Origin of the sequence: Psychrobacter sp. Ps7 (genome assembly GCF_022129225.1) — a bacterium.
Lineage (GTDB): Bacteria > Pseudomonadota > Gammaproteobacteria > Pseudomonadales > Moraxellaceae > Psychrobacter > Psychrobacter immobilis_A.
Genome location: NZ_JADQAH010000004.1, coordinates 74,734 through 88,954, shown reverse-complemented (window position 1 = coordinate 88,954; position 14,221 = coordinate 74,734). Strand labels below are relative to the sequence as shown.

The 14,221-nt window shown below is 42.3% G+C and carries 12 protein-coding genes; 3 read left to right on the top strand and 9 right to left on the bottom strand.

What is annotated here, in order from left to right; genetic code table 11:
- Positions 1-55: 55 nt before the first annotated feature.
- Both I3257_RS02710 and ahpF read right to left on the bottom strand, forming a co-directional pair.
- Positions 56-913 (bottom strand): hypothetical protein, encoded by an 858-nt coding sequence (locus I3257_RS02710; protein WP_238048742.1) that lies wholly within the window; start codon positions 911-913, stop codon positions 56-58.
- Positions 914-1,042: 129 nt separating this feature from the next.
- A complete protein-coding gene (ahpF, locus tag I3257_RS02705) occupies positions 1,043-2,620 on the bottom strand; it encodes an alkyl hydroperoxide reductase subunit F (protein ID WP_238048741.1) in 1,578 nt (525 codons plus the stop codon).
- A 502-nt stretch (positions 2,621-3,122) separates the two neighbouring features.
- Between ahpF and I3257_RS02700 the strand changes: the two genes are divergently transcribed.
- Entirely contained in the window at positions 3,123-3,371 is a 249-nt protein-coding gene (locus tag I3257_RS02700; protein ID WP_045444089.1) for a DUF465 domain-containing protein, read from the top strand.
- A 173-nt stretch (positions 3,372-3,544) separates the two neighbouring features.
- On the opposite strand, the gene ahpC is transcribed toward I3257_RS02700, so the two are convergent.
- Positions 3,545-4,111, bottom strand: coding sequence for an alkyl hydroperoxide reductase subunit C (gene ahpC / locus I3257_RS02695; RefSeq protein ID WP_045453533.1), 567 nt, complete (start codon positions 4,109-4,111; stop codon positions 3,545-3,547).
- A 348-nt stretch (positions 4,112-4,459) separates the two neighbouring features.
- Between ahpC and I3257_RS02690 the strand changes: the two genes are divergently transcribed.
- Positions 4,460-5,368, top strand: coding sequence for a hydrogen peroxide-inducible genes activator (locus I3257_RS02690; RefSeq protein WP_201582013.1), 909 nt, complete (start codon positions 4,460-4,462; stop codon positions 5,366-5,368).
- A 45-nt stretch (positions 5,369-5,413) separates the two neighbouring features.
- Complete coding sequence (locus I3257_RS02685) at positions 5,414-6,097, top strand: hypothetical protein (RefSeq protein ID WP_238048740.1); 684 nt, start codon at positions 5,414-5,416, stop codon at positions 6,095-6,097.
- On the opposite strand, the gene I3257_RS02680 is transcribed toward I3257_RS02685, so the two are convergent.
- From I3257_RS02680 to I3257_RS02655, 6 genes are all read right to left on the bottom strand, one after another.
- Positions 6,075-6,680, bottom strand: a complete 606-nt coding sequence (locus I3257_RS02680; RefSeq protein ID WP_238048739.1) for a methyltransferase domain-containing protein — start codon at positions 6,678-6,680, stop codon at positions 6,075-6,077. The genes I3257_RS02685 and I3257_RS02680 overlap by 23 nt on opposite strands.
- Before the next feature lie 154 nt (positions 6,681-6,834).
- A complete protein-coding gene (locus tag I3257_RS02675) occupies positions 6,835-7,509 on the bottom strand; it encodes a YgjP-like metallopeptidase domain-containing protein (RefSeq protein ID WP_238048738.1) in 675 nt (224 codons plus the stop codon).
- On the bottom strand, positions 7,506-9,044 hold the full coding sequence (locus I3257_RS02670) for a DUF1513 domain-containing protein (protein WP_238048737.1): 1,539 nt from the start codon (positions 9,042-9,044) through the stop codon (positions 7,506-7,508). The genes I3257_RS02675 and I3257_RS02670 overlap by 4 nt, the downstream gene beginning before the upstream one ends.
- 3 nt (positions 9,045-9,047) lie before the next feature.
- The gene (locus tag I3257_RS02665; protein ID WP_238048736.1) at positions 9,048-10,196 is read right to left on the bottom strand and encodes an imelysin family protein; all 1,149 of its coding nucleotides are present in this window, start codon (positions 10,194-10,196) and stop codon (positions 9,048-9,050) included.
- 151 nt (positions 10,197-10,347) lie between these two features.
- The gene (locus I3257_RS02660; protein WP_238048778.1) at positions 10,348-12,015 is read right to left on the bottom strand and encodes a di-heme oxidoredictase family protein; all 1,668 of its coding nucleotides are present in this window, start codon (positions 12,013-12,015) and stop codon (positions 10,348-10,350) included.
- 299 nt (positions 12,016-12,314) lie between these two features.
- Positions 12,315-13,775, bottom strand: a complete 1,461-nt coding sequence (locus tag I3257_RS02655; protein ID WP_238048735.1) for an imelysin family protein — start codon at positions 13,773-13,775, stop codon at positions 12,315-12,317.
- Positions 13,776-14,221 lie beyond the last annotated feature (446 nt).

The following is a 14,221-nucleotide window of genomic DNA, read 5'->3' as shown; positions in this document are numbered from 1 at the left end:
ATTTGGCGTGCATCAGACATACCTCAATTGAATAATTAAATAACTCTAAACAAAATTATTGTAGTGGATAATCTTTAGTTACTTGATACCCTTTTTTTGGCTCGTATTTTATTTTATAGACCTGATTATTATAGGTATTCTTTTTTGAGGCATCATAGTTATACTTATGACCATTTATTGTAATTTCTAGCGGGTAAAAACCATTTATCAGCGTCGTTTTATCGATATTGAGCTTGGCTTTCAATAATGTGCAATATTCTACCTTTCTATCTTTACTACAGCCAGATAGTGCTATAGGATTGTTTTCTGTAGTTGCTTTCGCAGCTATATGACTATATATCACTTTTTTTGACTTAGGGTCTGGTGTCATTAATACGTATTCAGAAAAAGATTGAATGTAGTGCGAATCACTATGAATATTAATAAATCCCCAAATATCAGGGGCAACTTGTATCAGCTTCCAGTCTTTTAGTCCTGCACCAGAAGCGCCTGCATTCATCACTGGATTAGCGTATTCCACCTCCCAACCGGAACCTTGTGGCTTTAAAACGAACATACCCACTAGACCAGTATCAGCGTGAGAACTATATGCCGCAGCACCATTTTCATGAAAAGCGACGTCACCAATGACTGATATGTATAACCGTTTACCTTGCTTGGTTCGTACCTCCAGTTGTCTATCAATCTCAATGCAATATCCGCTTTGATGCGGTGTTTCTTCGCCAGATGATGAACCGTTATTAGCCATAATACCTTGACACTGCTTTGTCTCATTATAGATGGGATAGTATTCATTCAGAATCTCATTGACGGTTTGCCCTGCATAAGCATTGGTTACACTAAATATAAACGATATAAAAAGCAGACATTTAACCCAATGATTATTTTTGCGAATTGCATATTTATTTTTCACTATTAATGTTCTCATAAAATATTAACGAACATAAGTTAATTGATAAATTTTTACAAGTAGTATATCAGCACCCATAAAAAACCACCTCAAAAGAGGTGGCTTGTTAGAATAAATTTAGCGTGAAATAACTTACTGCATAACCAAGTATTCAAACGCTGATAATGCCGCTTTGCTACCTTCACCCATCGCAATATTAATTTGCTTAAATGGCACAGTAGTTACATCACCACAAGCAAAGATACCTTTGCGATCCGTACGGCAGCGTTCATCAATCTCAATCTCGCCAAAACGGTTCAAATCAACAAAGCCTTTGACAAACGCAGAGTTCGGTACTAGACCAATCTGTACAAACACCCCTGCCAAGTCACGCTCATGAGTATCACCTGTACTGCGATCTTGATACACGATCGAAGTCACTTTACCATCAGTCGCTTTAATTTCTTGCGTCGCTGCGCCAGTGATAAATTCGATATTGGCTTTTTCTTTGGCTTTGTTAATCAATACCTGATCCGCTTTTAAATCATCCGCGAACTCAAGCACAGTCACATGCTTCACGATACCAGCAAGATCTAATGCCGCTTCGATACCAGAGTTACCACCACCAACGACAGCAATGTCTTTACCCTTGAAGAATGGGCCATCACAGTGAGCACAGAAAGCCACGCCTTTACCGATGTTCTCTTCTTCACCCGGAACACCAAGCTTACGCCACTGAGCACCCGTCGCTAAGATAATACTGCGTGTCTCAAACGTCTCACCCGTGTTTAGATGAATGCGATAGTTTTCATCTTCTGTCTCACTGATTTCTTTGACACTGACGTGCTCTTTTAAAGTAATATCGTATTCGCGTAAATGTTTTTCAAAGTTCGCTGATAGCTCAGTACCCGTGGTTAAAGGCACAGAAATTAAGTTTTCGATATCCTGCGTGTCTTTCACCTGTCCGCCGATACGATCAGCAACCATCGTCACTTTTAAGCCTTTACGAGCGGTATAAATCGCAGCGGCAACGCCAGCTGGACCTGCACCAATAATCGTCACATCTTGCTGCTCTAACTGCTCAGCATCGTCATCAGCTTCTGCTAACAAGTCAGGAAATTGCTCTTGCAACTTTCCAATCAATTTGGCCGTGTCGATGAGACCATTGGCAAACGGTTTACCATTTAAGAATACCGCTGGTACACCTTGGATGTTATTAGCATCAACCTGCTCTTGGAATAGAGCACCATCAATCATCTCGTTGCTAATACCATCGTTCAATAGTGCAAACTGGTTGAGCGCTTGTACCACTTCTGGGCAACTGTGGCAAGATAGCGACACGTAAGTTTGAAACTGTAGTGGCTTATTAAAACGCTTAATCAGCTTTTGAATACTTGCATCCAATTTTAGCGTATGACCACCGGCTTGCAAAATAGCCAAAATCAGCGAAGTAAACTCATGACCACCGGGGATACCACTAAAGACGATACCCGTATCAGTCAATGCACCATCGACATGACTGACCACTTTAAAGCTAATTGGACTTGGTAAGCTATCATCAGTTGCTGTTGCATCAAAATTGATTTTATCTGTGGTGCCAGCGATTTTAGTCAAAAAATCAATCAACTCAGCACGCTTGCTATGTTCGCCACTACCCAATACAAAGGTAATTGGACGAGTCATTTTTTCGCTGTAACTTTTGATGGCATCTAATAAACTTTTATCTATCATGTTTGTTCCTCATCATTACTGGATATGTAACGGCAACTGTCATGTTGCTCGTTCAAATATAGACTATTTGGTATTAATAATTTTATCTAAAATATTATAGGCCATAAGTTTATGCCCTTTGATGTCTCTATTATCATAGGTTCTGAGGGTTTCGGCAAGCTGAGAAACTCAAACCTTACGTTTTATAAAACCAATCATTAATTATCATTTATAATTAAATATTAATCTATATGTGGATTATTCTCATGGTAACAAGGCTATTTTTTCGCTACAATCAAATGAAGTTAATAAGAAAAACTCTTATTTCCCTCGTTGCAGATTGTCTTTTATGCAAGTTTATCAAAGAAGCTTTCTGCTACTATTAGGTCTTATCCATATTGAGCTAAATAGTGTTTTGGCTTAATAAAATCAAGTCTCAAAATCATAGCAATTCATCAAAACAATCTTACGACCATGCGCGGATGCTTACTGCAAACTTGCGCTTCATAACAAGGATGACAACATGAGAAAGACTGATACATGGCAAGATAACAAAGACATTATTGCTGAGCTTAAGCTAAAAGACAGTCATTTTGCGACGATCTTTGATGAGCATACCCAGCTAGATCAGCAGATTAATCAGTTGGATAAAAACTTGGTGACACACACCAGTCGCGATGAAGAAATTGAACTGATGAAACGACGAAAACTGCATTTAAAAGATGAGATTTATAAGATAATTGATAAAAATAAACTACAATCTCATGCTTAGCGCTTCACTTATTATCACGATGCATGAATAAAAACACTTATTGATAAATGACATAAAAAGACCCCATCAACTTATGCTGATGGGGTCTTCATTTATAATGCTGATTTAACTCAAAGTAGGATATACAGCACTACAAATATCTAAAGTATTGAGCCAGTTCGTTAAATCAAGAGTTAGATTTTACCAACAAGATCAAGACTTGGTTTTAGCGTTTCTTGACCAGCTTCCCAAGCGGCTGGGCAAACTTCGCCATCGTTTTCACGAACATATTGAGCTGCTTTCACTTTACGTAGCATGTCTTTTGCACTACGGCCAATACCACCAGCATGAATCTCAGCAACTTGAATCAAGCCGTCTGGATCAACTAGGAATGTACCGCGTTCAGCCAAACCTGCTTCTTCGATCATGACGTTAAAGCCACGAGTGATACGGCCAGTAGGATCACCGATCATTGGGTATTGTACTTTACCGATCGCTTCTGAAGAATCATGCCATGCTTTATGCGTGAAATGAGTATCAGTAGATACTGAGTATACTTCTACGCCCAAACCTTTAAGCTCGTCGTAATGAGCCGCCATGTCTTCAAGTTCAGTTGGGCAAACAAAGGTAAAGTCAGCTGGGTAGAATAAAAAGATTGCCCAGTTGCCTTTTACATCTTCAGAAGTGATGGTTTTGAATTCACCATTAACGTACGCATCAGCTGAAAATTCTGGGATTTCTTGATTGATAATAGACGCCATGATTGGCTCCTTTATAGTTGATTGATAGTTAAGTTGATTAAAATTTCTTGGTATGATTGTTTCTATTAAGCCTTTACTGCTTTGGGCTACCTGACAAACTATACGCGAATTCTATCGTTAATCCAGTTAAAAGTTTTTAATGTGATGTTTTGTTTTATTAAACTTGTTAAACTATTCTCTCTACTTTTTATCATCAGTGCATTATGCATCAGCCACTATAGAGCATGCGTCAGTCACTATACAGCCGTTAGGTTACTTTAAGATGACATCGAGTTTGGATATCGAATTGGTACACCAAATGAATCAGCCTAATATATCGCGTTAAAAACCCATTAATAGAGAGGTTTTATGATTACTTTACGTCAACTTGAGTTTGCTTTAGCAGTGGCCAAACACCGTCACTTCAAACGTGCAGCAGAAGACTGTAATATCTCGCAATCGGCACTGAGCTTGGGTATCGCCGAGTTAGAAAAGCAACTGGATACGCAGATTTTTGAGCGTAATAATAAGCAAGTATTGATTACCCCTATCGGTGAAGACATTTTAACGCGGGCGCAGCGAGTTTTTTCTGAAGTCAATGATTTGACCACACGCGCCCATAGCCATCAATCGCCGCTGGCATATCCGATGACTGTCGGTATCATTCCAACGATTGCGCCTTATCTGTTGCCAAAAGTCTTACCTGCCCTGCGAGCCAATTATCCAGAATTTCGTATGACCATCGTTGAGCAACAAACGGAGCGTTTGCTAGAGCAAGTGCGTTACGGTCATATTGATACGGCTATTATTGCGCTGCCTTATGCGGTCGATGGTTTGCACAGCTTTGAGTTTTGGAGCGAGGATTTCTTTGCCGTATTCCCAAAAGATGATGTGCATGCCAAGCTTGAAACCATCAACGCGGATGAGCTGGCTACCGCCAATCTTATGCTGCTCGGCGAAGGGCATTGCTTGACCGATCAAACCCTTTCTGTCTGTCATTTTGACCGTGCACAGATGAAATCAAGCTTTTCAGATGCCAGTCTAAACACCCTGATTCAAATGGCACTTGCCAATATGGGGACGACATTGGTGCCAGAAATGGCGCTCGACCAGCTGCATCTGCAGAACCAAAATGCCGTCGCGATACCACTCGCTGAGAAAGGGCCGCATCGTCATATTGCCTTTGTCACCCGTTTGAACTACGCCCGCGTCGATGATGTCAATTTATTGGGTAAAGTGTTTAAGCAAGCCTTTGAAGATGCTGCTAATAAAGAATAATCTGTTGGTTGTAAATTGCCAGCAGTTATCAAATGAAGGTTAACGATGGACGATTTGTCGCAACTAAATACTGAGCTTGGTACGATTTTCACGTGGCATTTATCCGCTATAAGTAGCCATATCACGCTAGAACAAGTGAGCATACTTTGGCAAAATATCGCCATACGATATAACGAGCCGCAGCGTGTTTATCATAGCTTGCAGCATATTCAGCAGTTGTTTGGGCAGTTCGATCAGGTTAAGGATAATTTGCATGAGCCGCATATCATTGCGTTAGCACTGTTGTATCATGATGTGATATATGAACCGACGCGCTCAGATAACGAGCTTAAAAGTGCAGAATATGCAGTAGAGTCATTAACTGATTATTTAAGTGCGGAGCAATGCCAACATATCTACGCATTGATTATGATGACGGCTAGTCATCAAATTGACAAATGGTCAAACGAAACTAAAGAGAGAGAAAAATACAGCGATGCCGCTTATTTCCTAGATATGGACTTAAGTATTTTAGGGTCATCTTGGTCGGAGTATGAACACTATGCTCACGCTGTACGCCAAGAGTATACGCATGTCTTAGATGACGAGTATCGCGTCGGACGCATGGCAGTATTAAAAGCATTACTGGCACATCCAACGCTTTATCTGACAGATTATTACTATGCACGGTTAGAGAAGCAGGCTAGAAAAAATATTGAGCACGAAATTACGCTTTTACACGCATCTTAATAAACAGCTCACTGCCCTGCCGTGCAGGATGTGAATTATAGCTTGGCTCCATGATTTCAATATCAAAACGCTGCTCAAAACGCCGTTGATATTCAGCTTTTGTGCCGCCAAACGGTGGTTCTTCTCGTCCAAAGTCTTTATCAAAGAGCAAACCAATCAGCTTACCATTCGGTTTCAGTAACGCTGCCATCTGCTGCACATACTCGTCACGGCGTGATGGATTTATCGCACAAAAAAACGTCTGCTCAAGCACCCAATCAAACTGATACTGCTCAGGCGATAACTCAAAAAAGTCGGCACAGATTAAATACTCAACTGGAAAGTCAGGATAACGCTCAGCAAATGCTGCAATCGGCGCGGAGGCAAAATCTACCAAGGTGACATTGGTAAACCCTTGCTCATGTAAATAACCTACTTCGTAAGCATTGCCCGCACCTGGCACCAGAATCGCTTGCTCTTTGGCAGATTCGGGCAGTTGGTCAATATAGGCTTTGAGCGGTGGCGATACCTGTCCCATATCCCAACCGATACTGTCTTGCTCATAACGCTGCTGCCAAAACTCCGCTTGATTGACGTTTTCCATATGACATCCCTGTAGACAAAATTATTATTTAAACGACACGATTTATATCGTTATGTCTTATCATATCAGGCTTATTAGAGCGTGTCTCATTTTAAAGATAGTGATGAAAATGAGGACATGCCTTAAGATTATGGATATTATTTAGATAAATCATTTAATCTAATTTTCCCGTCTTCCCTGCCAGCATATCATGCCAATGCTGATAATCAGGCATTGCGGTTGCCACCGTTTGCCAAAAAGCGCGGCTATGATTGGCATGGTGTAAATGACACAGCTCATGGACGATGACGTATTCGGTGCATTCGATAGGATAAGCAGGCAGATACACAGATAACCAAATTCGGCGCGCACGCGTGTTACAACTACCCCAGCGCGTATGCATTTTTTTTAGGCGTATCTCATTGGCTGTCGCACCGACAATCGGTTGCCACTTTGCAAATAATGCAGGTATCGCTTCAGAAAGATGTTGCCGATAATAGGCAAGTTTTTCATCATGGTTTAAAGTGAACGGTTGCTCTTTACCCCACAATAGCAAAGTACTATCAGCAGTTAAAGCTTGCGCTAAAGGAAGTTTTTGCCGTTTATACTGCTCTAATACTTGTGGGTGGTTTGCTATCGCCCATGACACGCGCTTCATCACAGCCTGCGCAGCTTGGGCTGGGCTAATAAATAGTGGTACAGATACCAGTAATTGATGTGGCTTTAAGCGGAAATTGATATTTTTAACCCGCTTTTTGCTGAGATGTAGCTCAATACCTGCTTGCGCCAAATGCTGTATCGATTTTTCTAATAGGGGAGACTGATATATTGGCGGCACATTCATGCTCATAGCGCTTGCAGATGATTATCAAAGGACATCATATGGCATTGACTGTCTTTAACGATAGCTTGATTTGTAGTGACGATATCTGAGTTCGATATAGATAAATCATTGACCGTTAATCTGGTCAATTGACCTTGCCCATCACTAACGATGAAAGCTGATTGCTCATGATTATCTTCTGCTTTTTCAGTATTATTATTAGACAATACTGCTGCACCTGCACAATCTGGCAGGCTAACATCATCAATCAATGTACGAGTATTTAAATCGTAAATCGCTGCACAACCGCCAATAGGTGTGGTCACGCATAGTAGGTTACGCGCACTATCGACCGCTACACTGGCGATATACTGATGAAAGCGCTGCCATTGATCGTTTGGCATAATAAGAGGTTTAAAATCCGCATCACCGCGCTTATGGGTCAATACTAACGGCACATTGATATGTTTTTCACCTTGGAATTGAATGCCTATCATCACCGTTCCATCGTCATGCATGGCTAGGTGACGCACGCTCATTTGATTGTGCTCAGGCATAATCTGCTCAAGTAAAGCACCATTATGACGGCTGATGTAAACCAATGAAGGACACATGCTGTCTAAATTGAGCTCTTCACGCGACGCTTGCTCGGTTTTGATACCGCCGTTAGCGATCACCAACGTCTCGCCATCAGGATGCATAATCAGCTCATGCGGACCGATACCATACGAGTCATACTCTGCTATTTTTTTATAATTATCGTAAGCATCGTAGATACCGATTTTACCATCCAAACTTATGGTGTCATTCTCGGTCACATACAGCAACTTACCATCTAAGCTATAACAAGCGTGTCCATAAAAATGACGGTTGTTTGCAGCGTTAATGGCGAATTTTACTTGTCCTGTCGCAGTATCAAGCACCCAAAACTTTTCGCTCGGACGACGCCCCATCACCACGACATCTCTATTTTTACTATCGATAAACGCATTTTTAATATCAGCGATGGGCTGAACGACAATATCGTGAACACGTTCAGGCATGGTCGTTTGCCAAACAATTTGTCGATTAGCGTCGATACCGACCACACCAAAATTATTGTCAGCACGCTGCTCATCATTTGCTAATGCGCTATTTTTTGGCATAGAGGCGACACCGCTAACCCAACAAACGGGTCGCGTCAGTACGGTGGTGGTATGTGCCGTGCTAAAGTCAGCGACGCTATGATGGTTGGTATTATTCTTATCATCTAGCGATAAATGATAAGCGTGTTGCCATGCAGTAGCGGCTTGCTGACAAGCGTAACTAAACCGTGCTAGCTGGGGTGTTGGTGTAGAGGTTAACGACTGCAACTGCGAACGTATGCCTACGACATAATCCTGCAAGCGGGCATCAGGCTGACGCTGCTTGCGATAACGATGATGAATACCGACAAGCGCAGCTGTCCCCATGAAAGCAGAAAGCATCGTCAATGCTGATGTTGCCAGCAGCTCATTATTAGACTGCTTATCTTCTGGCTGCCGCGGTAGTTTATTTGCTGTATTAGTATCGATAGAGTGCATTTTTTAATCGCCATCAGTACTGTTAAAGCCGACACGGATACCCAGTGTCGGAATTAATTGGCGCTTAATAATACGTGTAATAGTCGTGAGGTGATCAAACAGCTCTTGTTGAGTGGCTTTATCGGCGGTCCCTAAGTCTTCTGGCATTTGCGCTAATAATGTGGTGGCATCAGCAAGCGCGGTTGATAAATTATCCGCTACTTCATTTTCATTATTGCTGCCCAAAATAGCGGTCAAAACGGGATCCGTCAGTACTTCATTCAATGTCGCCAATTTAGCATTGATAATGGCACGGCTTTGCTCTGCGGTAGCGGCTGGCAAATGACCTTTTGCCTTTCCTGTTAAGCCTAACGGTTGATCGATGGCATTAGACTTCATGGTCTCAACCAACGAGAGTAAAGAATTAAACCATTGATTCAACCCTTGATCGCTGTCAGCCGTTTTATCAATGGCTAATAGATTAGTGGCATTTTGCTGCCAGTTTTTCTCAATATCTTTTAGGCGTGTGCTCAAAGCACTGCTTGCACTCATCACATAAGCACATTGAGCAGCATCCAGACTGTCATTGGCATATAGCGCTTCTTCTAATCCTGGCACCCCTTGCACGATGGCACTCTCGTTAGCCAATTGCTCGGCGGTGAGCTTAGGATTGGCAGCGATTAGATCGGCAACGCCACTGTGTACCAGACCGCGCTCATCAGGATAGTAATTGATATATAAATTACTCATGCTGGCGGTCGCTGGGCCAAAGTTAATCATCTCAGCGCCTGCCCATGCTTGTGCGAGCACTAGCCATTGATCACGCAGTGCTTGCAGCTCATCACCGCTGACTGGTGCTTGCTGACAATGCTTTTGTGCCAAATCATGCAATAAATCACTCTGTTTTGCGGCATCCGCATAGGCTGGAATGACAATGTCATTTGCCACATGGGTCAAATAGGTCTTTTCGGTCTCGGCACTAATATCGACAGCGGTAATTTTATCTCCACTACTATCTTTTTCTGCAGCGCTGGTAGATGCCGCACTGTCTTGCGCAACTTTTTGGCTATCTACTTCTGGCGCTTTATTGTCATCAGCCGGTTTAACACAGCTGATCAGCAAGCCTGCGCTTAAGGCCGATAAGGCCATCGCTAAAGCATGGTTTATTTTCATAAATTTCTCAATATTATTATCAATAATGGTTTAAATTCTAATCTTTACAAGCTCTAGTCTCTAGTGTTTGATTGGGCGGATAACCTTATCAACACTTACTTATTTTCTCAGTTATTGCTCAGTCATTTAGCATAGATAAATGACATTATCTCTATAATGACTGTAAGAACGCATTCAATTCAGAACGACCTTGTTTGTCAAGTTTGAGTACTTTTTGCTGTTGCTTTTGGGCTTCACCGCCGTGCCATAGCACCGCTTCCATCAACGTACGGGCGCGACCATCATGCAAAAATGTCGCTTGTGGATCGACCGTTTGTGCCAGACCAATGCCCCATAAAGCAGGCGTACGCCATTCATAAGAATTAGCTAAAAACTCAACTTGGATATTTTTTGCGGGTAATTTCCCAGCAATCGTGCGATCGGCAAGATCATCACCCATGTCATGTAATAGCAAATCCGTATAAGGATAAATCACTTGTCCATGCTGCTCAAGATGGTCATCGTCGGTTTTTGACAACTGATATCTTGGCGTATGGCAACTTTGGCAACCTATATCATAAAAGCGTTTTTTGCCCGCTAGCACTAGCGTATCGTCAGCATCACGCCGATGCGGTACTGCCAAATTGCGTGTATAAAACTCCACAAACTTAGCCACTTCATCATTGACTTCAACAGGCGGCCTACCATTGCCTTGCTCATCAGCCCCATTCGTCGCATTCATACAAGCCGTCTGTGTCGGCATACAGGATTCATGAGGACGTATATTTGAGGTCAAGCCCATGTCTTCATTAAAAGCACTTTGGTTTTGAGTAATCAGCTTAGTTTGCCCAGCTTTCCAGCCAAAGCGTCCAAGGGCATGCTTGCCAGTCTGTGGATCCATGACCCAATTGAACTTGCCACTGATATCGCCATTCGTACTATTTTTATTATCAACCGCTTGTTTTTTAATCGCTTCATCCGGTATTTGCTCAAGTAATCCAAGCCCAATCATCGGTAAAGCCACTCGCGGCGACACCATCAAATCATCATCAAATGCACCATAACCCGGTTTGGTTAAATTAAAGGTGGGCGCACGCAATGTTTCGATATGACCATCTGCAAAAGTAACGGGCTTGTCTGTCCACTGGACTGCAATTCTGGCTTCAGCAGGCACACCTTGGATGCCTCGATCTTGTAGCTGACCACCATACATAGGATGAACGACTTTTTCGATAAGTGAGTTTTGCAGTTGCTGACGCTGCTCATCGGTGGTCGCTGGCATCGCAAGGCGAATAAGCAAGCTATCGGCATCGTCATCACTGGTCATCGGTGCATGACCGCGACCGTCCTTGACATGGCACGACTGACAGGCAGCAACATTGAACAATGCGCCCAGACCATCGCGGCTGTCGGTGCTGGCAGGGGCAATCACCCAGGGTTGCCGAAAAAACGCATTACCAATAAAGAAATGCCCTTTTCGTGAGGCCGTCAAGTTTGATGAAGGTTTAGAGTAACTCTCAGCGCTGCTAATACTAATACCAGTATCACCACCTTGCTTGACCTCTTGCGGATCAAAGCTTGCCAATTGCTGCATTGGTACGCCAGCGAGCGTTTCGATGGTTTGGAGGCGTTCAGGTGTTAGCGTTGGGTTGTCAGCATTATTAATGGCAGATTTTTCGTTTTCAGAAATATCATCAGACACACTGTCCGTCGGCTGACAAGCACTAAGGGATAGCACACATAGAATACCAAGCGTTGGCTTTAACAGGGTGGTTTTACTGATAAAAGGCGCATAAAAAGAGGCAGGGGTTTTGGCTTTAAAGATATTTGTGGTGTTCATCGTGGTGTTCATAAAGAGTACCTTAGTTCTAATCTAGAACCATTAAAATCGCATGCTATAAAGTGTTTCACTTCTAGTCGATAAGGTACAGCAATGTAATGACGTACTGACCTATCAGGCTATTTTAATATGGTAAAAAAACACGCTGCCAACGGTAGTCGACAACGTGTGTATTATACCTAAATTATTTTTCCATGAAAATAATTCTCATTAGCTTATAACGACTTGTCAGGCATTATCGATCACTGCTATGTCAATCACTGCTATGCTTGCTGTTAAGCCAGTAGATTAATGAGCAATTAAAACTGCGAACCTGCGTCAGCATCTAAATTGTCAATACCGACCGCTTTTGCCGCATTTTCGATACCAGCTGTCAGTTCTTGTAAACTAGTGATACTATTTTCAATCCAGCTACGACGGGTATTTTGCTCTTCAGCTGAAATACCTTGTTTACTTACTTGACCAGCGGTGGCAATCATTTGATCAACTTTGATGCCTTCTTTTTCACCTTTTTCAACAATCACATTAAAGGCGGCTTCTACCTTAGCAAAGTCAGTCGCCAATTTATCAGCCGCTTCTTTATTGTTGGTATCGACTAGATAGTTTTTAACACCATAACCACCGACGCTCTTACCAGCGACTGTCTTATAGTTGCCGTTAAAGACATTTTGGATACCACGGGCATTATTGGCATAGCTTAGATGGGTCAAATCACTGAAGCATTCGTGCTCATCTTCGGTAGAGCCCGTTACAAACGCAACCTGTATACGCTCAGAAGCAAGCTCACCCAATGCTAGGCTGCCCATCTGATACATGATCTGGCGTAGACCATTATCGTATTTGCGAGCCATCAGGTCGCTACGTAAGGTATTCTCACTCTCAGGCTGCCACTCAGCTTCCATTGCAGTCAAATCATCAACCAGTAATTGAGTCGCTGCTTTTAAGAACGCGCCACGACGCTCACATATACCAGCATCTTCATTGACCGTCTCACCACTGGTACATTGACCCGCTTCAGTCACATAATCTGTCACTGGACGATTGCCTGCACCTTCGCCAACGCCGTTGTTATCTTGTCCCCACAGCATAAACTCAATCGCATGGTAGCCGGTCGTCACATTGGCTTCACTGCCACCAATCTCATTCATTTCTGCTAATAGCTCAGGAGTGATAGTACTGGTATCTTGTTTGATACTACCGACCGTAATGCTATCGCTATTGATGATATTGTCTTGGCTATTGTATTCACCTTCATAGCCATCACTAACGTAATCAATCAGCGCCTCATCAAGTGGCCAAGCATTTACCTGTCCTTCCCAACCATCGATACTACCGAGTACTCGTTTATCGTTAGCTGTCACAAAGCCTTCATCAAAACGGAAAATCTCAGTTTGCGAATACGGCTGGCGCGCGGCTTTATACGCCACTTTTGCCGCATCAAGGTTTGCTTGGGTTGGTGTTGTCACATATGTCTCTACTGCTGTTTGCAGGGCTTTAGCAGTATCTAGCGAATCTTTATAGGCCGCATGCGCCATGTTGGCATAGCTGATCATAAGTCTATCGGTATAAGCTTGATCAACCGCTGATAGTTTCGTCGTATCTGCAGCGGTTGTGTCTTGCACCGCTGTTTGCGTATCGGCGGTAGAGTCCGTTTCTTCCTTGGCTTGCTTGGTACAACCCGACACCATTAACAACCCTGCAAGCGCAGCAGCTAAAGTAGTTGGTAAAATCTTACGGCTCGTTACTGTGGTAATCGTCATACATATCCTCAAAAAGTATCGCAAAAGAAAAATGGGCTTTGAATAAAGAGCATTAGGGCATATCCTCATTTTAAATAATGCTGATAAAAATGAGATAAATGACAGTCAAATGAGAAAAACAGCGCCCATAATATCAAAATATCGACCAGAATTTGACACTATTAGACAAAGTTTAGCTATTTTTGGTCCATTTAGAAAAGCCTCAAATGAACTGACAACCTACCCTAGTATCGCCACAATAACAAAGCTTTGTAAATTATAGTGTTATTGATAATCATTATCAATATTTAATTAATATTAATATAACCATTTAGCTAACGATTGTCTTATAAATAGAAACACCAAAAATATTTTAATATTGATTTAAAACTAACGGAATTCTCATACCTAAAATCATTTTCAACTTGAAATCTAAATATCAGGCATAAAAAAAGGCCAGTTTATCA

What these genes read in the sequence shown, in the direction of transcription:
- ahpF (WP_238048741.1), bottom strand. Translation starts at nt 2,620, where the DNA reads ATGATAGATAAAAGTTTATTAGATGCCATCAAAAGTTACAGCGAAAAA.
- I3257_RS02700 (WP_045444089.1), top strand. Translation starts at nt 3,123, where the DNA reads ATGAGAAAGACTGATACATGGCAAGATAACAAAGACATTATTGCTGAG.
- ahpC (WP_045453533.1), bottom strand. Translation starts at nt 4,111, where the DNA reads ATGGCGTCTATTATCAATCAAGAAATCCCAGAATTTTCAGCTGATGCG.
- I3257_RS02690 (WP_201582013.1), top strand. Translation starts at nt 4,460, where the DNA reads ATGATTACTTTACGTCAACTTGAGTTTGCTTTAGCAGTGGCCAAACAC.
- I3257_RS02685 (WP_238048740.1), top strand. Translation starts at nt 5,414, where the DNA reads ATGGACGATTTGTCGCAACTAAATACTGAGCTTGGTACGATTTTCACG.
- I3257_RS02680 (WP_238048739.1), bottom strand. Translation starts at nt 6,680, where the DNA reads ATGGAAAACGTCAATCAAGCGGAGTTTTGGCAGCAGCGTTATGAGCAA.
- I3257_RS02675 (WP_238048738.1), bottom strand. Translation starts at nt 7,509, where the DNA reads ATGAGCATGAATGTGCCGCCAATATATCAGTCTCCCCTATTAGAAAAA.
- I3257_RS02670 (WP_238048737.1), bottom strand. Translation starts at nt 9,044, where the DNA reads ATGCACTCTATCGATACTAATACAGCAAATAAACTACCGCGGCAGCCA.
- I3257_RS02665 (WP_238048736.1), bottom strand. Translation starts at nt 10,196, where the DNA reads ATGAAAATAAACCATGCTTTAGCGATGGCCTTATCGGCCTTAAGCGCA.
- I3257_RS02660 (WP_238048778.1), bottom strand. Translation starts at nt 12,015, where the DNA reads ATGAACACCACAAATATCTTTAAAGCCAAAACCCCTGCCTCTTTTTAT.
- I3257_RS02655 (WP_238048735.1), bottom strand. Translation starts at nt 13,775, where the DNA reads ATGACGATTACCACAGTAACGAGCCGTAAGATTTTACCAACTACTTTA.